Origin of the sequence: Cupriavidus sp. a3 (genome assembly GCF_051015765.1) — a bacterium.
Taxonomy (GTDB): Bacteria; Pseudomonadota; Gammaproteobacteria; order Burkholderiales; family Burkholderiaceae; genus Cupriavidus; species Cupriavidus oxalaticus_A.
In genome coordinates this window covers 79169-98150 of sequence record NZ_CP170644.1, presented here as the reverse complement: position 1 = coordinate 98150, position 18982 = coordinate 79169, and the positions used below count along the sequence as shown (strand labels likewise).

General features: G+C 66.5%; 20 protein-coding genes and 3 pseudogenes. 10 read left to right on the top strand and 13 right to left on the bottom strand.

The window, feature by feature from the left end; translation table 11 throughout:
• Positions 1-61 precede the first annotated feature (61 nt).
• Positions 62-436, bottom strand: a complete 375-nt coding sequence (czcI, locus tag ACAD63_RS22375) for a cation efflux protein, CzcI family (protein ID WP_133095644.1) — start codon at positions 434-436, stop codon at positions 62-64.
• 245 nt (positions 437-681) lie between these two features.
• On the opposite strand from czcI, the gene ACAD63_RS22370 reads away from it, so the two are divergent.
• Positions 682-1068: a hypothetical protein gene (locus ACAD63_RS22370; RefSeq protein WP_434034358.1), complete on the top strand. Its 387-nt coding sequence runs from the start codon at positions 682-684 to the stop codon at positions 1066-1068.
• 106 nt (positions 1069-1174) lie between these two features.
• On the opposite strand, the gene ACAD63_RS22365 is transcribed toward ACAD63_RS22370, so the two are convergent.
• The 4 genes and pseudogenes from ACAD63_RS22365 to ACAD63_RS22350 all read right to left on the bottom strand — a co-directional run bounded on the left by ACAD63_RS22365 (position 1175) and on the right by ACAD63_RS22350 (position 3882).
• Positions 1175-1378: a zf-HC2 domain-containing protein gene (locus ACAD63_RS22365; protein WP_133095642.1), complete on the bottom strand. Its 204-nt coding sequence runs from the start codon at positions 1376-1378 to the stop codon at positions 1175-1177.
• A 47-nt stretch (positions 1379-1425) separates the two neighbouring features.
• Entirely contained in the window at positions 1426-2016 is a 591-nt protein-coding gene (locus tag ACAD63_RS22360; protein ID WP_135703983.1) for a sigma-70 family RNA polymerase sigma factor, read from the bottom strand.
• A gap of 66 nt (positions 2017-2082) precedes the next feature.
• Positions 2083-3114, bottom strand: a pseudogene (locus ACAD63_RS22355) (AAA family ATPase); the annotation flags it as partial.
• 48 nt (positions 3115-3162) lie between these two features.
• On the bottom strand, positions 3163-3882 hold the full coding sequence (locus ACAD63_RS22350; RefSeq protein ID WP_434034357.1) for a class I SAM-dependent methyltransferase: 720 nt from the start codon (positions 3880-3882) through the stop codon (positions 3163-3165).
• A 665-nt stretch (positions 3883-4547) separates the two neighbouring features.
• Between ACAD63_RS22350 and ACAD63_RS22345 the strand changes: the two genes are divergently transcribed.
• Positions 4548-5237, top strand: a complete 690-nt coding sequence (locus ACAD63_RS22345; protein ID WP_135703294.1) for an ArsR/SmtB family transcription factor — start codon at positions 4548-4550, stop codon at positions 5235-5237.
• A 55-nt stretch (positions 5238-5292) separates the two neighbouring features.
• Complete coding sequence (locus ACAD63_RS22340) at positions 5293-5799, top strand: DUF6630 family protein (RefSeq protein WP_135703295.1); 507 nt, start codon at positions 5293-5295, stop codon at positions 5797-5799.
• 29 nt (positions 5800-5828) lie between these two features.
• Here ACAD63_RS22340 and ACAD63_RS22335 read toward each other — a convergent pair.
• The 3 genes and pseudogenes from ACAD63_RS22335 to ACAD63_RS22325 form a co-directional block, all read right to left on the bottom strand.
• Positions 5829-5954 (bottom strand): annotated as a pseudogene (locus ACAD63_RS22335) (helix-turn-helix domain-containing protein); the annotation flags it as partial.
• A 142-nt stretch (positions 5955-6096) separates the two neighbouring features.
• On the bottom strand, positions 6097-7182 hold the full coding sequence (locus ACAD63_RS22330; RefSeq protein WP_135703296.1) for a Zn-dependent alcohol dehydrogenase: 1086 nt from the start codon (positions 7180-7182) through the stop codon (positions 6097-6099).
• Between the two features lie 108 nt (positions 7183-7290).
• The gene (locus ACAD63_RS22325) at positions 7291-8955 is read right to left on the bottom strand and encodes a phospholipase D family protein (protein WP_133095636.1); all 1665 of its coding nucleotides are present in this window, start codon (positions 8953-8955) and stop codon (positions 7291-7293) included.
• A gap of 371 nt (positions 8956-9326) precedes the next feature.
• Here ACAD63_RS22325 and ACAD63_RS22320 point away from each other — a divergent pair, with 371 nt between their 5' ends.
• Positions 9327-10889, top strand: a complete 1563-nt coding sequence (locus ACAD63_RS22320; RefSeq protein WP_434034356.1) for an amino acid permease — start codon at positions 9327-9329, stop codon at positions 10887-10889.
• A gap of 83 nt (positions 10890-10972) precedes the next feature.
• On the opposite strand, the pseudogene ACAD63_RS22315 reads toward ACAD63_RS22320, so the two are convergent.
• The 3 genes and pseudogenes from ACAD63_RS22315 to ACAD63_RS22305 all read right to left on the bottom strand — a co-directional run.
• Positions 10973-11131 (bottom strand): annotated as a pseudogene (locus ACAD63_RS22315) (type II toxin-antitoxin system YafQ family toxin); the annotation flags it as partial.
• On the bottom strand, positions 11124-11390 hold the full coding sequence (locus tag ACAD63_RS22310; RefSeq protein ID WP_133095676.1) for a type II toxin-antitoxin system RelB/DinJ family antitoxin: 267 nt from the start codon (positions 11388-11390) through the stop codon (positions 11124-11126). The pseudogene ACAD63_RS22315 and the gene ACAD63_RS22310, both read right to left, overlap by 8 nt.
• Positions 11391-11484: 94 nt before the next feature.
• On the bottom strand, positions 11485-11760 hold the full coding sequence (locus ACAD63_RS22305; RefSeq protein ID WP_434034355.1) for a hypothetical protein: 276 nt from the start codon (positions 11758-11760) through the stop codon (positions 11485-11487).
• Positions 11761-12382: 622 nt separating this feature from the next.
• Between ACAD63_RS22305 and ACAD63_RS22300 the strand changes: the two genes are divergently transcribed.
• The 6 genes from ACAD63_RS22300 to ACAD63_RS22275 all read left to right on the top strand — a co-directional run bounded on the left by ACAD63_RS22300 (position 12383) and on the right by ACAD63_RS22275 (position 17507).
• Complete coding sequence (locus ACAD63_RS22300; RefSeq protein WP_135703301.1) at positions 12383-13915, top strand: NCS1 family nucleobase:cation symporter-1; 1533 nt, start codon at positions 12383-12385, stop codon at positions 13913-13915.
• 45 nt (positions 13916-13960) lie between these two features.
• Positions 13961-14695, top strand: coding sequence for an aspartate/glutamate racemase family protein (locus tag ACAD63_RS22295; protein WP_029045211.1), 735 nt, complete (start codon positions 13961-13963; stop codon positions 14693-14695).
• A 32-nt stretch (positions 14696-14727) separates the two neighbouring features.
• On the top strand, positions 14728-15717 hold the full coding sequence (gene puuE, locus ACAD63_RS22290; protein WP_135703302.1) for an allantoinase PuuE: 990 nt from the start codon (positions 14728-14730) through the stop codon (positions 15715-15717).
• An 89-nt stretch (positions 15718-15806) separates the two neighbouring features.
• Positions 15807-16625 carry a GntR family transcriptional regulator gene (locus tag ACAD63_RS22285; RefSeq protein ID WP_135703303.1) on the top strand — a complete coding sequence of 273 codons (819 nt, stop codon included), beginning with the start codon at positions 15807-15809 and terminating at the stop codon, positions 16623-16625.
• A gap of 100 nt (positions 16626-16725) precedes the next feature.
• A complete protein-coding gene (locus tag ACAD63_RS22280) occupies positions 16726-17145 on the top strand; it encodes a cupin domain-containing protein (protein WP_434034354.1) in 420 nt (139 codons plus the stop codon).
• 8 nt (positions 17146-17153) lie between these two features.
• Positions 17154-17507: a hypothetical protein gene (locus ACAD63_RS22275; RefSeq protein ID WP_434034353.1), complete on the top strand. Its 354-nt coding sequence runs from the start codon at positions 17154-17156 to the stop codon at positions 17505-17507.
• 14 nt (positions 17508-17521) lie between these two features.
• Here ACAD63_RS22275 and ACAD63_RS22270 read toward each other — a convergent pair whose 3' ends face one another.
• Both ACAD63_RS22270 and ACAD63_RS22265 read right to left on the bottom strand, forming a co-directional pair.
• The gene (locus ACAD63_RS22270) at positions 17522-17908 is read right to left on the bottom strand and encodes a DUF427 domain-containing protein (RefSeq protein ID WP_195430297.1); all 387 of its coding nucleotides are present in this window, start codon (positions 17906-17908) and stop codon (positions 17522-17524) included.
• Positions 17909-17984: 76 nt separating this feature from the next.
• Positions 17985-18974: a Bug family tripartite tricarboxylate transporter substrate binding protein gene (locus ACAD63_RS22265; protein WP_135703307.1), complete on the bottom strand. Its 990-nt coding sequence runs from the start codon at positions 18972-18974 to the stop codon at positions 17985-17987.
• Positions 18975-18982: the final 8 nt, after the last annotated feature.

The window sequence follows — 18982 nt, the reverse complement described above, 5'->3', positions numbered from 1 at the left end:
AGACGCCTGAGTTCAGCGAATCAGGAAGAAGTCAGGGAAGCGGGTAGCGTCGTCTCGCCGGCTAAGCGAGACGGGGCCACTGCGGGCGGTCGGGCGCCCTGGCGCTGTGGGAGGAGAAGCCGGCCTGCCGCGGGGCCTGCGCCAGTTCAACGCGCTGGCTGGCCTGCACGCGCGGCCCGTCGGCCCGTGCGAACGGGACCGAGGCGACATGGCAGACGCCGCAGTCGGGATCGGCGATGCCCAGCTTGTCGACATCAGCGTCGGCCTTGGTTGCGGGCTGGCCGGCCTCGCCTTTCTGCTGGTGCTGGTGCTCGTGATGCCCCAGGTGCGCCTTGGCCGCCGCTGCCACCTCGTGCCGGCAATAGGCGGCCGCTCCCGCCCAAGCGAACTGGAGCGGCAGGATCAGCGCGAGGACGATGAGGAGCAGGCGTTGCATGTCGGGAATGGCAGTGAGCCGCAAGTTTAACCGAGGCCGGGCAGTGTTCACGCGGCGAGCCGATTACATTTGCGTCATGACGTAACGCGGCGCGCCAGCCGGCATCTATTTCAATTTATTTGAACGATTTGTCCATAATGCTCCCCGCTTATGCCCGACCAAGACTCCTATAGTTCGTTATATGAACGGCACGCACACACAGCAAGACGTTCTGCCAAATTCAACGAATAATACTGGAGAAAATCATGACCAAGACCGCCCGTTTCGCTTCCGCCCTGTTCCTGTCGCTGGCCGCCCTCGGCGCCGCGCACGCCGCTAGCGCAGCCGAACCGCTGCCCGGCGACAAGTATGGTTACGAGTTCCGCTCGCACGACGTCTTCACCGACGGTGCGCGCACGCTGGCCGCCGCCACGCTGCCTGGCGACAAGTACGGTTATGAGTTCCGTTCGCACGATGCCTTCACCGATGGCGCCCGCGCCGGCAAGCCCGATACGTACGTGGACGGCGCCCGCACGGTGGCCGGCCTGGACCGCAGCGGCGTATCGGCAGCCCCGGCGCGCAGCTTCGACCCGTACAGCGAAGGCAGCCGCGTGGGTGGTTTCGATCCCTACGGCGAAGGTGCGCGTGCGTGATTGCCGCCGGTTTGCTCCCCTCTCCCACTTCGCGGGGGAGGGGAGCGTTTGCGAGAGACGTTGGCTTGCGTTCAGCACCTCGCGCACCTGATTGCGAGCAGTGGCCTCAATCCTCCCGCCCCATCCGCCGCATCGCCTCCCGCATGGTCCGCATCTGCGCGCTGAACACGGTGCAGGCTTCGCAGATCGCCAGGTGGCTGCGCATGCGCAGCCGTTCCACCCATGACAAGGGCTGGTCCAGGCCCTTCATGGTCAGGTGGTGAACCTCTTCGCAGTCCGGCAGCAGGCGGCGGGCGGGGCGGTCGGGCATGGTGGTTGCCGAGGGTTATGTGGACGAGATCGTTCGCAGGAGGCCGATCACCCCTTGCCGGTTGCGTCGCGGCGCCCGAACCAGTGCAGTTCCAGGCACGCGCGCAGCCGCATGCGGGCCCGGTACAGCATGGCCCATGCATTGGTCGCGCTGATCTGCAAGACCTGACAGATTTCTTCGGTATCCAGCTCCAGCCATTCCCGCATCATGAACAGCCGGCCCAGCCGCGGCGGCAGCCGGTCGACGCACAACTGCAGGATCTCGAAGAACTCGCGGCGCTCGAAGGCGCGCTCGGGGTCGCCCCAGTCGGAAGGCGGGTCCTGGTAGTGGCCGTTGCGCGTGAACAGCGCATCCAGCGCCTCCTGTTCGGACGGCACCTCGCCGTCCTCCGGCGCCACCAGCGCCAGCCGCACCTCGCGCCGGCCGCTGCGCAGGCTGTCGATCAGCTTGTGCTTGAGGATGCCGACCAGGTAGGTGCGCAGCGAGGACTGGCCGCCAAAGCGCTCCGGGTGCTCCAGCGCGGCCAGCAGCGTTTCCGACACGGCGTCTTCCGCCAGCCCCTCATCGCGCAGCTGCAGGCGCGCAAAGCGCAGCAGGTAGGGCCGTACAGCCTGCAGTTCGGCAGGATCGAGGCTCATGGGGCGCGTCAGCGGCGTTGGCAGATGCGCCATGATACCGCTGGCCCGCGCTTCACGGCATGCGCTTCAGTTCAGTCCCCGGAATTGCCCGCAAAGCCTGAACACGTCCTCGTTCAGCGGCACCTCCCGCGCGCAGGCATAGCGGGTGGCCAGCTTGAGCAGCTCCTTGATATCGCGCCCGCTGGCCTTCGGATAGGCCCGCAGCAGCGCCTCGACCAGCCCGTCGCCCAGCTCGGCGCCGAACTGCGCCGCCTGCAGCCGCCACAGGCGCCGCGCATCGACCTTGCCCGGCGTTTCGTAGTGGATGGTGGCGATGCAGCGCGACAGGATGGCATCGTCGACCTCGCCGATGCGGTTGGTGGTCATGAACAGCAGGCCGTTGAAGTACTCCAGCGTGCGCAGGAACTCGGCGACGATGGCATTGTGCTCGAGGTCGTTGTCCCGGCAGCGGATACAGACGTCGGCCTCGTCCAGCAGCAGGATCGCGTTCCAGCGCATGGCGCGCTGCAGGATGCCGCCCAGGCTGGCGCCGGCCGACGCCGCCGTGGTGCCGAGCTGTCCCGAATGGACCCGGTACAGCGGCTTGCCTACGACTTCGGCATAGATCTCGGCGGTCAGCGTCTTGCCCAGTCCCGGCGCGCCCTGGCACAGGATGGTGGTGCCGCCCGACTTGCCGGCCACGAAGTCCGGCACCAGCACGTCCATGTGCGAGGTCAGGATATCGATCAGGTCGCGGTGGTGGTCGGGCAGCACCAGCTTGTCGCGCAACTCTGGCTGGTAGCGGTATTCGGTCAGGTGCTGCACATGCACCCACAGGTTGCGGTGCCATTCCAGGTGGAAGAGATGCACGTAGCCGTGCAGCGGCACCGACTCGAAGCCCGCCTCCACCCCGGCCTCGCGCCAGAACGACGCATCGCAGCTCATCTCGAAACGGCGCGCGAGCCGTTCCTCGTCATTGACGCAGCGCGCCGCCACGCCATCGGGCACGCGCGTCAGCTCGGCCGCGCCCTTGGCGTCGAGCGACCACGCCGGCCCGCTGGCGACAAACTGCGCGCCGAAGCGCTGTTGGTAGCGCACGAAGCGCCGCGCGTGGTGTTCGAGGCCGTCTCCCGTGCAATTGCCGAGACGGCTCCCGATCGACAGGACTCAGCGTCCCGGCAATCTGTACGCGATGGTGCGGATGACACCACCGCTGTCGGGAACTTCGCAGAGAATCCGCGCGGACAGCACCTTCAGATTGAACGGCGGCGCGGTCAGCACGAGCCCGCTCGGTTGCGCCCCGAACAGGCGCAGGTGCGAGCCGATCGTCTTGTCGAGATTGGGCGTGAAGTTTGCGCTTTGTGGCAGGTACTCGGTCAGGATCAGGACCTTGTACGGCCCCAGCTTCGACAGCACGGTGGCGATGCGCGCATTGTCCAGATGGTCCAGCACCTGGCGCAGGAACACGATGTCGCCAGGAGGCAGCAGGTCGGTCGTGATGTCGACGCAGCGGAAGTCGACGTCAAGATCGGCGAACCTCGTGCGGTTCGACTGGATCGCCGCGTCCACCACGTCGCAGCCGATATAGCGTCCGCACACGGCGCGCAGGCGTTTGCCGACATTGAAGTCGCCGCAGCCCATGTCGACGACGGACGGCCGCTCCGGCATTGCCGTCAGGTACGCAGTCACCGCCTCGACATAGGGTTCGACGATCTTCGGGTCGTGGGAACTGCTGCCGCTATAGAACCCCGACTGGTCCTCCGCCACGCCCCAGGCGCCGGTTTCGTACACATGGGTGAAGATTTCGCCCAGCGACTTGCCTTCGTACAATGAGCTTTCCCTGCGTATCACACCGTCGCGGCGGAATTTCAGCAGCCACGCCGGCATGAATGGCTTCAAGCGTTGCTTGAATCGTTGCGCCAGCACGGAACCTGTGGGAGTGGCTGCCGTAGTCATATTGTCTCCTGTCTAGGGCCTGCTTCGGATGTTTCAGACTAGTAACAAGCATGAGCCGCTTCATCCCAAAGATTGATGACGTTTGTGCGGAAAGCCTCAGAACACGCGGCTAATCTCGGAGCAGAGTAAGCGCTGCGCCAGCACCGCCTTGACGTGAGCCCAAGTTCGGCCATTCTCGGCCGCTGATGGTGCGCTCCCACCTGGCGTAGAGTGGCTTGACCTCGAAGGAGCGACCATCGCGCCGCACTTAGGCTGCCATCGCTCTAACGGCGACTACTCACCTTGAAAAGGATTAAGTCTGCCCGCTCCTAGAAACCCTCACGATTGTCCAATCTTCGCCACCAGAGACAACTTGCCATTCAAGACACATCTGCTTTCCGCTGCAGGAAGGCACTATGAGCAAAGTCCTTGAATCCATCGTCGACGCAATCGGCAACACTCCGCTGGTCCGCCTGGATCGCCTAACCCTGTCCACAGATTTGTGGGAGTGATCGACCGGCGCAGGACTACGTGCGCGCGATGAAGCTATCTCGCACGTAATGGCCCCCGAGTTCGGCCATATACTCCGCCTTGCACCCTTCACCCGGAGCCGAACCATGGATTACACCCCCGGTATCAGCCAGCTGGCCGGCCTGCTCGCCGACCCCGGCCGCGCCGCCATGCTATGGGCGCTGATGGATGGCAGCGCGCGGCCCGCGGGCGAGCTGGCGCTGATCGCCGGCCTGTCGGCGTCGTCCACCAGCGGGCACCTGGCGCGGTTGACCGAGGGCGGGATGCTGGCGGTGGAGACGCGCGGGCGCAACCGGTATTACCGGCTGGCGGCGCCGGAGATTGGCGTGGCGATCGAGGCGCTGGCGTCGGCGTCGCTGGCCAGCCGGCCGCCGCGGCTGCGCGACGTGCCCGTGTCGCGCACCGCGCCGCCGGCGCTGCGGCAGGCGCGTACCTGCTACGACCACCTGGCCGGCGAACTGGCGGTGGGGTTGTTCGAGCGGATGACGCATAGCGGCTGGCTGGTGCTGGACGCGCAGCGCGTGGAGCTGAGCGGCGACGGCGCGCAGGCGCTGGCGGGACTGGGCATCGACATTGCTGCAGCGCGGCGCAAGCGGCGCCAGTTCGCCTGCACCTGCCCGGACTGGAGCGAGCGCAAACCCCACCTCGGCGGTGCGCTGGGCGCGGCGCTGCTGGGCAGCCTGCTGGAGCGCGGCTGGGTCGAGACTACGCGCACTTCGCGCGCGTTGCGCGTGACACCGGCGGGCCAACGCGAGATCATGCGCATCGCGGCATAGGTCGCGGCACTAATCGCGGCATGACCAAGCCGCACGGCACCACAGGAGATCCCGCATGGCCACACCACTGGACGACGACACGCAGGACGCGATCGCGCGTTTCTTCGCCCTGATCAACCTCGACGACAGCGCGCAGACGGCGGCGCAGCTGTCGATGTTCGAAGACGCGCTGCTTGACGCCGAGGACGACGACACCGACGGCGGCGAGCTGCTGTGGGTGGTGCGCGAAGTCATCGACTGGCAATCCGGCTTCTTTGTCGACTGGAAGGACTGCCAGTCCTTTATCGGCTGCCTGAACCAGCTGTGCGAGCGCATCGACCTGGAAATCGACTGGGGCACGGACGAGCCCGAGGAAGAGTCGTTCCTGGAAAGCACCAGCGTGCCCGAGCTGATGGAGCTGGCGCACAACCAGTTGCGCGTGGCCGGCTATACGCTGTGGAACTGGGATACCGGCGGCGACGCCTACGCCGGCTGGATCACGCGTAGCGAGGATGATGAAGAGATGCTGGACCTGGCCGAGCAGTTGCGCTTCGAGGTCCGGCCCGCGAACCAGCCCTACTGAGCCATCCACGGCGAACGCTGCGGCTGGCCCAACCGCGCCACGGCGGCGCTGGCGGAGGTTTTGGGCACTTGCGCGAGTTCGGCGCCTTGTGTGAAGCCGCCGCCTTCCACCACGCGGCAGAAGATTTCCCAGTCTTTCCAGTCGATGGTCTTCATGCGGGGGGAAGCTGGGATAGGGTTGGAGGCGGCTGCGGTGGGAGAGCGGCATTGTCCCACAGTGTGGACAATGGCACCGGTCGATGCAAGCAGCGCTCGGCAGCGGTCCCGCGCAACCCTGAGGCGATCGCTTACTTAACTCTTACTCGAACAGGATCACCGATCGCGCCAGTTCGCCCCGGCGCAGTTCGTCAAAGGCATCGTTGATGCGCTCCAGCGGCAGGCGCTGCGCGATCAGCTGGTCCAGGTGCAGCCGGCCGGCCATGTAGAAATCGACCATGCGCGGCATGTCGACCGGGAAGCGGTTCGAGCCCATCAGCGAGCCCTGGATGCGCTTCTCACCGAGGAAGTCGCTGCCCTTCAGTTCGATCTTGACGCCCGGCGCGATCATGCCGATCACGGTGGCGGTGCCGCCGCGGCGCAGCATGGCAAAGGCCTGCTCGGTGGTCTGCTTCAGGCCGATGGCCTCGAAGGCGTGATGCACGCCGCCGCCGGTCAGCCCGCGCACGGCGTCGAGCACGTCGGCATTGCCGGCATCGATCACGTCGGTGGCGCCGAACTTGCGCGCCAGTTCCAGCTTGGCCGGCACCCGGTCGATCGCGATGATGCGGCCGGCGCCGGCAATCGCGGCACTGTTGACCGTGGCCAGGCCGATGCCGCCGCAGCCGATCACGGCCACGCTCTCGCCCGGCTGCACCCTGGCGGTATGGATGACCGCGCCCATGCCCGTGGTGACGGCGCAGCCGATCAGCGCGGCGCGGTCCAGCGGCATGTCGCGGCGGATCGCCACCAGCGCGTGCTCGTGGATCAGCATCTGCTCGGCAAAGGCCGACAGGTTCAGGAACTGGTTCATGGGTCCGCCCTGCCGCGCCATAAGCCGCGGCTCCTCGCCCTCGCGGCGGCGGGTGTCGGGCTCGATGCACAGCGACAGGTGCCCCGTCAGGCAATGCTCGCAATGGCCGCAGTACGCCGACAGGCAGGTGATGACGTGGTCGCCGGGCCTGACCGTGCGCACCTCGGCGCCAACCTGCTCGACCACGCCGGCGGCCTCGTGCCCCAGGATGGCCGGCATCGGGTAGGGATAGGCGCCGTCCAGGAAATGCAGGTCAGAGTGGCACACGCCCACGGCAGCGGTGCGCACCAGCACTTCGCGCGGGCCGGGCTTGCCGATGGCAACATCTTCGATCACGAGCGGGGTCTTGGGTTGATGCAGGACGGCGGCTTTCATAACGCTCCTTTGCGGCGGGCGTGCCGGGACGGCACGGTGCAATGAAGCGAAAAACCATAACCGCAAACGATGGTTCAGGAAAGGCGCGTCGGCGCCGTGCAGCGATGTTTACAACTCTTTCTTGATCGGGAGCACACGCAGTACACCGATGCCCAGATGCTGCAGTGCGCCCATGCCGGGCTCGCTGTCGTAGGTGGTGAGCTGACTGTTCTCGCGCGTGGTCCACGTCAGCCGCGCGTTGTTGCCGTCGGCATCGGTGCGCACGCCGACGCGGTAGGCCATGTCGAGCAGGCCGTCCTCGGTGGTCTTGATCATGCGCTCGGCCAGCGCCGGGCTGTCGAGCACGATGCCCATCTCGGTGTTCAATTTGGCCGAGCGCGGATCCATGTTGAGGGAGCCGATGAACACCAGGCGCCGGTCGACGATGTAGTTCTTGGCGTGCAGGCTGGCGCGGCTGGACGACAGCCAGGAGCGCGAGCGCGAACCCTTGGCGGCCTTGCCGCGCTGCGCCAGCTCGGCATAGGCGCTGGGCTTGAGTTCGTACAGCTCGATGCCGGCGGCCACCAGTGCCTCGCGGTGCGGGGCATAGCCCGCGTGCACGGCGCTGACGTCGGTGGCCGAGAAGGAATTGGTCAGGATGCGCACGCGGATGCCACGCTTTGCGATCGCGATCAGCCAGGCTTCGCCGTCGTCGTCGGGGACGAAGTATGGGGAGATCAGCAGGACTTCCTTCTGCGCGCCGCTGATCATCTTCTCCAGCCGGGCGGTGGCATGGCCGGGATCGTCATGGGTCTGGTGGGTGATCTTGGCGGCCTTGTCGGAGACCACCGTAGCCTTGCCGGTGTAGGCCGGCATGCGGCCGCTTTCGATGCCCTTGGCCAGGCCCGAGTCGAGCAGTTCCTGCACGTACTGGCTGGCCTTGGCCTGGTCGCCGCGCGCCTCGAGGCGCTTGCGCAGGTTGCGCATTTCCACTGGCGCCTCCTTGCCCTCGGGGATCAGCGCCACCACCGGGTAGGAAGACTCGTCATTCCAGTATTCGTCAAAGACCGCGGATACCTGCGGCACGGCCGGGCCGGCGATCAGCACGTCGAGGTCGCTGAAATCCATGTCGGTGCGCGCGGAGAAGTAGGCATCGCCGATATTGCGCCCGCCCACCACCGACATCTGGTTGTCCACCGTCATCGACTTGTTATGCATGCGCCGGTCCAGCCGGCTGAAGTCCGCCAGCATTTCCAGCCAGCGCAGGCTGCGGTTGGCGAACGGGTTGAACAGGCGCACTTCGATATTGGGATGCGAATCAACCGCCGACAGGACCTTGTCTACCTCGCCGCCGGTGCGCAGGTCGTCGAGCAGCATGCGCACGCGCACGCCACGGTCGGCAGCGTCGATGATATCGCCCAGCACCGCGGCGCCGGTACCGGTCGGCTCGAGGATGTAGGTCTGCAGGTCAAGGCTGCGCTGCGCCGCGCGGGCCAGCGCCAGGCGCGCGGCCAGCGCATCGGGGCCTGACGAGAGCGGGTAGAACAGCGACTCGCCCGGGCGCTGCGCCAGGCGCGGGGCCAGCGCCTTGCCCAGCGGCGTGTCCGCGGCAGTGGCGGTGGCGGCCGGCGCGCTGGACGGCGGGCGCTGGGCCGATGCCGGCAGGCTTGCGCAACCGGTCAGCCCCATGGCCAGCGCCAGCGTCAGCGTGATCGCCAGCGGCAGCGCTGCCAGCGGTTGCGGCCGCTGGCAGCAGGTATCGGACGGATAGTGGCAGAAGAAAGTCTGGAACATCCATGGAGCTCCCTGCGCCGGAAAGGCGCCGGGCCGGGACGCGCGCTGCAGTCAACTCCATACAGACCGCATGTGGCGTGCCAGACCCCGCTATCACGACAATACACCGCGGCAACAGGTGACGGCAGCGGTGCCATTCCTTTCCAGGCGGGGTCGTTGTCCTACATGGCTTGTGCGCTGCGGCATGACTTGCGTTGGGTGGCGTCAAGTTTGCGGCTTTTCCTGCACTGTATTTTCTCTTATGATCCCGCCGCGTAGCCAGTTGTATATACCGGCCGGTAGGCCGCCCCGGCGGAACCTCCAGCCGCGTTGCCTCCGCGGCCGATCCCCGGCATAGTTGCGCGCTTTTGCGCGTCCCGACCCAAGTCCCGATGTCCAGCCAACCTTCCATTTCCGGCGCGCCAGCGCCAACGCTGCGCCGCACGCTGCGCGCCCGCCATCTCACCATGATCGCCATCGGCGGCTCGATCGGCACCGGGCTGTTCGTGGCGTCGGGCGCCACCATCGCGCAGGCCGGGCCCGGCGGCGCACTGGCCGCCTACATCCTGATCGGCGCGATGGTGTATTTCCTGATGACCAGCCTGGGCGAACTGGCCGCGTACATGCCGGTATCGGGATCGTTCGCCACCTACGGCGCGCGCTATGTCGACGAAGGCTTCGGCTTCGCGCTGGGCTGGAACTACTGGTACAACTGGGCGGTGACCATCGCGGTGGAACTGGCCGCGGCGCAGCTGGTGATGCTGTACTGGTTCCCCGACACGCCAGGCGTGCTGTGGAGCGCGCTGTTCCTCGGCCTGATGTTCGCGCTCAATGCCATCTCGGTGCGCGGCTTCGGCGAGGCCGAGTACTGGTGCGCGCTGGTCAAGGTGGTGACGGTGATCGCCTTCATCGGCATCGGCACGCTGATGATCTTCGGCATCCTGCGCGGCGACATGCCGGCGGCGAACGGCCTGGCCAACCTGACCCTTGGCGATGCGCCCTTCGTCGGCGGGCTGCCGGCGCTGATCGGCGTGGCCATGATCGCCGGCTTCTCGTTCCAGGGCACCGAGCTGATCGGCGTGGCCGCCGGCGAATCGGCGGACCCGGCGAAGAACATCCCGCGCGCGGTGCGGCAGGTGTTCTGGCGCATCCTGCTGTTCTATGTGCTGGCGATCCTGATCATCGGCATCCTGATCCCCTACACCGACCCCAGCCTGCTCAAGAGCGACGTGCAGACCGTGGGCGTGAGCCCGTTCACGCTGGTGTTCCGCCATGCCGGCCTGGCCTTTGCCGCCGGCGTGATGAATGCAGTGATCCTGACCGCGGTGCTGTCGGCCGGCAATTCCGGCATGTACGCCTCGACCCGGATGCTGTACAACCTCGCCACCGAGGGGCGCGCGCCGCGCATCTTCGCGCGGCTGACGCGCAACGGCGTGCCGCTGCTGGCGCTGCTGGCGACCACCGCGGTGGGCGCGCTGTGCTTCCTCACCTCGCTGTTCGAAAGCAAGTCCGTGTACCTGTGGCTGCTTAACCTGTCGGGCATGACCGGCTTCATCGCGTGGCTGGGCATCGCGGTCAGCCACTACCGCTTCCGCAAGGGCTTCGTCGCGCAGGGCCATGACCTGTCGCGCCTGCCCTACCGTTCGCCATTCTTTCCCTACGGACCGATCTTCGCCTTCGCACTGTGCCTGATCGTCACGCTGGGCCAGAACTACCAGGCCTTCACCAGCGGCAGGATCGACTGGGTCGGCGTGGCCGCCACCTATATCGGCATCCCGATCTTCCTCGCGATCTGGGCGGGCTACCGCATCGTGCGCAAGACCCGCTTCGTGCGCTATGCCGAGATGGAATTCCCCGCGCTGCCGGCCGGCGCCAATGGCGTGGCTACGCGCGCCGCGGTTCCGGTTCCGGTTCCGGTTCCGGTTCCGGTTCCGGTTCCGGTTCCGGGAGAATAGGGGCCAGTCCCGCGGATGGCACTGTGCCGCCCGTCCCCGGGCGGCCGCACGCTATGCTTGAGGCAGGCGCGCGGCGCGCCGACCAGGCCGTGGTCGCGGCATCGTGCAGGCAAGGCCTCGTCGCGCGCCAGCAATTCGATGGTGGCGGAAAGTTCGTTTTTCTGGCCCTGCAACGCCGACCGGTATGGGCCTTTCAATTCGCGTTTGTAGTCTCGTCTGAACTGGCTCGTCAGTTCATTCATCCTCATCGTTGAGATCCGCCATCAACGCCGCCACGGACCCGAATTTGCGCAGGCCGCCGGCCCGCGCTTCTTTCAGCGCGGCAATGGTTGCAGGGTTCGGAGTTATCAGCCCCGAAGGCAAAGCCTGCTCCAGCGCGATGCGGGTCAACAGCATGCGGACGGCGTCGGAAACGGTCAAACCCATTGCTTCCAGCACGGCCGCGGCCTCTTCCTTGATTTGCTGATCGATCCGGGCACGAACGAAAGTCGAGGCGGACATGGCAGGCTCCTGCGGACAATAACGAAGTGGACGAGCAACTACTTGTTGGGCGGCCGCGAGGCAGGCTACATGCCGTTGTCGCCTTCGACCTTGCCTACCGATATCTTGATCCCGCCTGCGATGGCGGTGCGCAAGCCGTGGACGCATACGTCTGCTCAGCATCGCCCTTCAGGTTGCGCACCCAGAGTTGCGCGAACAGACCATCCTTGCGTGAATAGCCGCCGAACCAGTCGATCAGGCGCCCGATAAAGCATTGGCGGCCAACCCAGACTGGCATATCCCTCACGATTTCATAGGCGTAGTGGCCCGCGCCGTAGCTGTAGTAGGCATCGCGGTCGTCGTCCTTGACCGTGTCGGGGACGGGGCACAAGGGCTTGTCCTGAGGGCCTACATCACGAGCGACTTCACTGCTCACTTGAGCAAGCGCTCTCGTCATGGCCGCATGCAAGGCGCTGTCCAGCCTCGTCACCGTACCCTTCGCCTCGTCCTTCTGAACCTTGGGGACGGATAACCGGTAGCGGTAGTGCACGGCCAGCCTGGGCACTTCGCCAACGACAAACTGCCATTGCCCGAGGCTGGCTAGATGCCGTGCTGCCGCAACTGGCCGCCAGGTTCAACGGCGCGCAGGTGATCGGGTCGGGATCTTGCCTTGCCATGCACTGCGCCCGATCCAATAGGGCGGCCGCGGCTTTCCCCTGCCACGTGTCTTTTATCTGCGGCAAGGCGCCCCTCGCCGGGACGGCATTCATGTGCCCGGTTCCGCATATTGCAGCTTCCCTCTGCCTACCCGCCAGCATGTCTACCCGCCTCGTTCTTTCGGGAAAACGAATGTTGACAATCACCAAACCGTGATCTACAACATCGTCTACACACCAAACAGATTTTGTAGACAATTTAGTAGACATCCCAGCAAGCAATCCCATGGCGCACAAAAGAGCCAGACGGCCGCACGTTCGCCTATCGTCAAGACAACCATCTGCCAGGAGACTCAGATGATGCAAACGACCGTAACGCCAGATGCGACCGCCGGCGCGCAGCAGGCGGGGCATGCCGCACACGGCAATGCCCTGATCAAGCCCACCTACGACGAGCGGCTGACCAACGAGGACCTGGCGCCGCTGCGCAAGCAGACCTGGGGCACCTACAACATCTTTGCCTTCTGGATGTCCGACGTGCACAGCGTGGGCGGCTACATCACCGCCGGCAGCCTGTTCGCGCTTGGGCTGACCAGCTGGCAGGTGCTGGTATCGCTGCTGGTCGGGATCGTGATCGTGCAGTTTTTCTGCAACCTGGTGGCCAAGCCCAGCCAGGTGACCGGTACGCCCTACCCGGTGATCTGCCGGGCCTCGTTCGGCGTGCTCGGCGCGAATATCCCGGCCATCATCCGCGGACTGATCGCGGTGGCGTGGTACGGCATCCAGACCTACCTTGCGTCCAGCGCCTTCCTGGTGCTGGCGCTGCACTTCTTCCCATCGCTGGCGCCATATGCCGACGTCAAGCTGCACGGCCTCGCCGGGCTGTCGACGCTGGGCTGGGCTGCGTTCATGGTGCTGTGGGTGCTGCAGGCGCTGGTCTTCTGGACCGGCATGGAGACCATCCGCAAGTTCATCGACTGGGCCGGCCCGGCGGTGTACGTGGTAATGATCGCGCTGGCGATCTGGCTGGTGAACAAGGCCGGCTGGGAAAACGTCAACTTCACGCTGAGCTTCGTCAAGTACACCGGCTGGGAAGCGGTGCCGGTGATGCTGAGCGCGATCGCACTGGTGGTGTCGTATTTCTCCGGCCCGATGCTGAACTTCGGCGACTTCTCGCGCTATGCCAAGGATTTCAAGTCGGTCAAGCGCGGCAACTTCTGGGGCCTGCCGGTCAACTTCCTGGGCTTCTCGCTGCTGACCGTGATCACCACCTCGGCTACGCTGCCGGTGTTCGGCAAGCTGATCACCGACCCGGTTGAGACGGTGAGCCATATCGACAGCACCTTCGCCATGCTGCTGGGCGCCTTCACCTTCATGACCGCGACCATCGGCATCAACATCGTCGCCAACTTCGTATCGCCGGCGTTCGATTTCTCCAATGTGTCGCCCAAGCACATCAGCTGGCGCACGGGCGGCATGATTGCCGCGGTGGCCTCGATCTTCATCACGCCCTGGAACCTGTACAACAATCCGGCCGTGATCCACTACACGCTGGATGTGCTGGGCGCCTTCATCGGCCCGCTGTTCGGCATCCTGATCGCCGACTACTACCTGGTGCGGCGCCAGCACGTGGAAGTCGATGACCTGTACACGCTGAACCCGCGCGGCCGCTACTGGTACCGCAACGGCTTCAACCCGGCGGCGGTGGCCACCATGATCCCCGCGGCCATCATCCCGATCCTGTGCGTGGTGGTGCCGGCCTGGCAGGCTGCGGCCAACTACAGCTGGTTCATCGGCATGGGCATCGCGCTGGTGCTGTACCGCCAGCTGGCACCGCGCATGATGCCGGGCCACCTGGCCGCGCCCGCCGCTGCCTCCAGCCAGGCTTGAAACGACATCACTCCTTCGACAGCATCCATCCCAGAGCCGCGTCCCATGAAGCTGAAGATCATCAACCCCAATACCACCGAAAGCATGACCGAGAAGATCGGCCAGTGCGCCCGCGCCGTGGCCGAGCAGGGCACGCGCATCAGCGCGGTCAGCCCGCGCATGGGCCCGGCCTCGATCGAGAGCCACTATGACGAGGCGCTGTCGGTGCCCGGCATCCTCGACGAGATCCTTGCCGGCGAACAGGAAGGCGTGGACGGCTACGTCATCGCCTGCTTCGGCGACCCCGGCCTGTACGCGGCGCGCGAGGTGGCGCGCGGCCCGGTGATCGGCATCGCCGAGGCGGCGATGCACATGGCCAGCATGGTCGGCAGCAGCTTCAGCGTGGTGACCACGCTGGCGCGCACCTGCAATATCGCCTGGCACCTGGCCGAGCGCTATGGCATGAAGCGCTTCTGCAGCAACGTGCGCGCCTGCGACCTGCCGGTGCTCGACCTGGAGCGCCCCGGCTCGGACGCGCGCCGCATCATCACCGAGGCCTGCCGCCGCGCGCTGGTGGAAGACCGCAGCGAATGCATCGTGCTCGGCTGCGCCGGCATGACCGACCTGTGCGACGAGATCGCCGACGCCATCGGCGCGCCGGTGATCGACGGCGTGACGTGCGCGGTCAAGCTGGCCGAGGCGATGGTCTCGGTGCGGCTGGCCACCAGCAAGCGCGGCGACTGGGCGCGGCCGCTGCCCAAGGCGTATGCCGGCATGCTGGCGCCGTATGCGCTGAACTGATGTTTCCAGAACCTCTTACCTTATCGCGCAACATGCTCCAGACACGTTATCCCCGCGACCTGACCGGCTACGGTGCCCAGCCTCCCCACGCGCGCTGGCCGGGCGGCGCGCGCATCGCCGTGCAGTTCGTCCTCAACTACGAAGAAGGCGGCGAGAACTGCGTGCTGCACGGCGACGCCGCCTCCGAGCAGTTCCTCTCCGAGATCGTCGGCGCCGCAGCCTATCCCGACCGCCACATGAGCATGGAGGGCATCTATGAATACGGCTCGCGCGCGGGCGTCTGGCGCATCCTGCGAGAGTTCGAGAAGCGCGGCCTGCCGCTGACCATCTTCGGGGTGTCGATGGCGCTGCAGCGCCATCCGGAGCTGACGCGAGCGTTCGTCGAGCTGGGCCACGAGATCGCCTGCCACGGCTGGCGCTGGATCCACTACCAGAACATCGACGAGGCCACCGAGCGCGAGCACATGCGCATCGGCATGCAGATCATCAAGGAGCTGACCGGCGAACTGCCGCTTGGCTGGTACACCGGGCGCGACAGCCCCAACACGCGCCGGCTGGTGGTCGAGCACGGCGGCTTGCTGTACGACTCCGACTACTACGGCGACGACCTGCCCTTCTGGACCGAGGTGGAAGTCACCGGCGGCGAGAAGAAGCCGCACCTGGTGGTGCCGTACACGCTGGACTCGAACGACATGCGCTTTGCCACGCCGCAAGGTTTCAACACCGGCGAGCAGTTCTTCCAGTACCTGAAGGATTCGTTCGACGTCCTCTACGAGGAAGGCGATCCCGCAGGACAGGACAGCCCCAAGATGCTGTCGATCGGCATGCACTGCCGGCTGCTCGGCCGCCCCGGCCGCTTCCGCGCGCTGCAGCGCTTCCTCGACTATGTGCAGGGCCATGACAAGGTGTGGATCTGCCGCCGTGTCGACATCGCGCGGCACTGGGCGCAGGCGCATCCGTTCCGCCCCGCGACGGCTGGCGCTGCCGTTGCCAACCCGGTGAAGGAAGCCGCGACGGCCTGACCAGGAACGTCCGCGTCGCCATATTTGTGTACGATATAGCCGTGTTTCGTCGCCACTTCCGGCGACAGCCCGACTGTCCGTACCCTGATATGGCAACCACATCGAAGAACGCGGCGCCCGGCGCCGCGGCAAAAGCGCCGCGCCGGCCCGCATCCAAAGCGGCACCGAAAGCCGCACCCAGGCCCGTCCCGCCAGCCACCCCGGAGGAACCGGCCGGCAACGAGTCCGCCGCCGGCGAGGCCTCCGCCACCGAGGCCATCTACCTTGGCCTGCTGACGGCGATCATGGAGCATCGCCTCCTGGCCGGCACCAAGCTGGTCGAAGAACGCCTGTGCGAAGTCACCGGCGCCAGCCGCGCCCGCATCCGGCAGGTGTTCGCCCGCCTCGCGCATGAAAAGCTGGTGACGCTGGTGCCCAACCGCGGCGCCTTCGTGTCGAGCCCCACCGTCGACGAGGCGCGCGAGGTCTTTCAGGCCCGCCGCGTGGTCGAGCCCGCGCTGGCCGCCGAGCTGGCGCTGGGCGCCACGCCGGCCAAGGTCCGCAGCCTGCGCCGTCATGCCATGGAAGAGGACAACGCTCGCGCCCGCGGCGACCGCGCCGCGATGATCCGGCTGTCCGGCGAATTCCATATCCTGCTGGCCGAGATGGCCGGCAATGCGATCCTGGAAAAACTGATCCGCGAGATGGTTTCGCTCACCTGCCTGATCATCACGCTGTACGACCGCCCCGGCGCACCCGCATGCGCCGAGCACGAGCACCGCCAGCTGATCGATGCCATCGAGCAGCGCGATGCCGCGCGTGCCAGCGCACTGATGGCCGAGCACCTCGAGCACATCGAAGGCTCGCTCGACCTGAGCATGCCCGACAGCGGCGCGCCCGACTTCTACAGCATCTTCAGCAAGGGTTGATTGAAGCACCCGGTCCGCCGGCCTGGTATTGCACTCGCCGCATGGCAGCCTAGACTGCGTGGATAACAACCCGCACTTGCAATGCGCCGCAGGGGATGCCATGGCTGCCACTGCCGAAACCGTCACAACCCAGCGTCCGCCGCTGGCCTTCGAGCGTCTCTATGCCGATGCCGACGGCGAATCCCACTTCGGCCCGGTTTCCGTGGCCATCACGGAGAGCCTGTTTGCCCCGCCCGCGCGGGCCTTCTGGGTATCGCCGCTGGCCGATGCGGCGCGACAGGGGTTCCTGCTGGTGCCGGCCGGCTGGGTCGGCACGCTGCACCCGTCGCCGATACGCATGTGGATCTTCGTGCTGGCCGGTGCGATGGAGTTCGAAGCCAGCGATGGCGAGCGCCGGCCGCTTGCCGCGGGCAGTGCGCTGCTGCTGGAAGACACCACGGGCAAGGGGCACGTCAGCAGGGTTATCGGTACTGACGACGCCACCCTCGCCGCGGTGCAACTGCCCGAAGGCCGCGGCTGAGGCGCCCGATGGAACCGCCCACCGAACCCGCTACGCCACCAAGGCCCGTACCACCGCTGGTGCCCAGCGGCTACCGCCAGGGCATCATCACCGCCATCACGGTGCTGCTGGGCTTTTCATTGGCGTTCTGGCGCTTCTGGGGCTTCGAAAGCCCGGGCCACTGGAACGTGCGCGCGGTGTTCGCCGCGATCTCGCTGCTGGCGGCAGTCTCGCTGCAGATCGTGGCGCTGTTCCGCGCGCTGCGCATCGAGGACGATGCGGTGGAGGAATATCGCAAGACCGTACGGTGGTTTATCGCTTCCGCTCTGGCGTTGCTGACGGGACTGGCCGTGGCCATGGTCGACGCGGCGCTGTCTCCCTGACTGCGCCGGCACATTCAATCGCCGATGCCGCCGATATCGATGCTGTCGACGCGATCCGGGTAGAAGGCCACGTGCGACGCAATCGCGGCGACCGCGTCGTAAGGCGTCTCGTAGCTCCATACCGCATTGCGCCCGCGCTCGCCGGCGGCGGGGACGGAGAAGTAGCTGCAGTCGCCCTTGTAGGGGCAGTAGGTGGCGTGATCGCTGCGTGCGAGCTGCGCCATGTCGACATCGGCGCGCGGGATGTACTGCACCGGCGCGTAGCTGGCTTCCTGGAGCGTCAGCGCCGCGGTGCTGTCGGCGACAATACGGCCCGCCACCTTCACCACCACTCGTCCTTGTGTCGGCGTGATAGTGATGGGATGGTCGGGGCCGGGTATCTTGACGGGCTTGCCTGGCATCTTCGTGCTCCTGCATGGCGGGATCAGGACATTCTAGGCGCTTGCCGGTTTATGTGCCGCGTGTGTGGTCGCCGGCCTATTCGACCTTGACGTTGGCCTTCTTCACCAGCGCGGCGTAGCGCGCGGCTTCGCTGCGGAAGAACGCTGCAGCGGCTTCGGGCGTGCCGGGCTCGACCACCGTGCCCTGCTTCTTCATCGCTTCCAGCACTTCGGGCGACGTGAAGGCCCTGGCAAAGGCATCGTGCACGCGCCTGACTTCCGGCGCCGGCATGCCGGCCGGGCCGATGACAGCGAACCAGCCCGCGACGTTGTAGCGCGGCAAACCCTGTTCGGCGATGGTGGCAATGTCCGGCGCGGCGTCCGTGCGCTTGTCGCCGCACAGGCCGATCGCGCGCAGCGTGCCGGCCTTCAGGTGCGGCGCCACCGCATTGAGCGCGACCACGCCCATTTCCACCTGCCCGGCGAGCAGGTCGTTGATCATCGGGCCGGTGCCCTTGTACGGCACATGGCGTGCCGTCACGCCCGCCTCGTCCAGGAACATCTCGCCGGCCAGGTGGATGATGGTGCCGTTGCCCGACGACGCGTAGTTGTAGCCATCGGGCCTGGCCTTGAGCAGCGCCACCAGCTCTTTTACGTTCTTCGCCGGCACCCTGGGGTTGACCACCAGCACCAGCGGCGTGGTGCCGATCACGCTGATCGGCGTGATGTCCTTGATTGCGTCGAACGGCATCGCGCGGAACACGCTGGGGTTGATCACGTGGTTGTTCGATACCAGCCCCAGCGTGCTGCCGTCGGGCTGCGCCTTGACCACGGCCGCGGCACCAGTGATGCCACCCGCGCCAGGCAGGTTCTCGATCACCACCGGCTGGCCGAATGCCTTGCCCAGCGCGGGGCCCGCGGCACGAGCGATGGTGTCGACGCCGGAGCCGGCGCTGATCGGCAGGATCAGGCGCACGGGCTTGCCCGCTCCGCCCTGTGCGAGCGCTTCTAAGCCAGGAACGGTGAGGGAAACGGCGAGCGTGGCGGAAATTGCCAGCACGGACTTGAGCAGGGTGCGACGTTGCATGGATTTGT

Coding starts and splice junctions, on each gene's coding strand:
- ACAD63_RS22360 (WP_135703983.1), bottom strand. CDS start 2,016: ATGAGCCTCGATCCTGCCGAACTGCAGGCTGTACGGCCCTACCTGCTG.
- czcI (WP_133095644.1), bottom strand. CDS start 436: ATGCAACGCCTGCTCCTCATCGTCCTCGCGCTGATCCTGCCGCTCCAG.
- ACAD63_RS22330 (WP_135703296.1), bottom strand. CDS start 7,182: ATGAAAGCCGCCGTCCTGCATCAACCCAAGACCCCGCTCGTGATCGAA.
- ACAD63_RS22345 (WP_135703294.1), top strand. CDS start 4,548: ATGGATTACACCCCCGGTATCAGCCAGCTGGCCGGCCTGCTCGCCGAC.
- ACAD63_RS22340 (WP_135703295.1), top strand. CDS start 5,293: ATGGCCACACCACTGGACGACGACACGCAGGACGCGATCGCGCGTTTC.
- ACAD63_RS22325 (WP_133095636.1), bottom strand. CDS start 8,955: ATGTTCCAGACTTTCTTCTGCCACTATCCGTCCGATACCTGCTGCCAG.
- ACAD63_RS22275 (WP_434034353.1), top strand. CDS start 17,154: ATGGAACCGCCCACCGAACCCGCTACGCCACCAAGGCCCGTACCACCG.
- ACAD63_RS22370 (WP_434034358.1), top strand. CDS start 682: ATGACCAAGACCGCCCGTTTCGCTTCCGCCCTGTTCCTGTCGCTGGCC.
- ACAD63_RS22365 (WP_133095642.1), bottom strand. CDS start 1,378: ATGCCCGACCGCCCCGCCCGCCGCCTGCTGCCGGACTGCGAAGAGGTT.
- ACAD63_RS22320 (WP_434034356.1), top strand. CDS start 9,327: ATGTCCAGCCAACCTTCCATTTCCGGCGCGCCAGCGCCAACGCTGCGC.
- ACAD63_RS22270 (WP_195430297.1), bottom strand. CDS start 17,908: ATGCCAGGCAAGCCCGTCAAGATACCCGGCCCCGACCATCCCATCACT.
- puuE (WP_135703302.1), top strand. CDS start 14,728: ATGCTCCAGACACGTTATCCCCGCGACCTGACCGGCTACGGTGCCCAG.
- ACAD63_RS22300 (WP_135703301.1), top strand. CDS start 12,383: ATGATGCAAACGACCGTAACGCCAGATGCGACCGCCGGCGCGCAGCAG.
- ACAD63_RS22265 (WP_135703307.1), bottom strand. CDS start 18,974: ATGCAACGTCGCACCCTGCTCAAGTCCGTGCTGGCAATTTCCGCCACG.
- ACAD63_RS22285 (WP_135703303.1), top strand. CDS start 15,807: ATGGCAACCACATCGAAGAACGCGGCGCCCGGCGCCGCGGCAAAAGCG.
- ACAD63_RS22295 (WP_029045211.1), top strand. CDS start 13,961: ATGAAGCTGAAGATCATCAACCCCAATACCACCGAAAGCATGACCGAG.
- ACAD63_RS22280 (WP_434034354.1), top strand. CDS start 16,726: ATGGCTGCCACTGCCGAAACCGTCACAACCCAGCGTCCGCCGCTGGCC.
- ACAD63_RS22310 (WP_133095676.1), bottom strand. CDS start 11,390: ATGTCCGCCTCGACTTTCGTTCGTGCCCGGATCGATCAGCAAATCAAG.
- ACAD63_RS22350 (WP_434034357.1), bottom strand. CDS start 3,882: ATGCCGGCGTGGCTGCTGAAATTCCGCCGCGACGGTGTGATACGCAGG.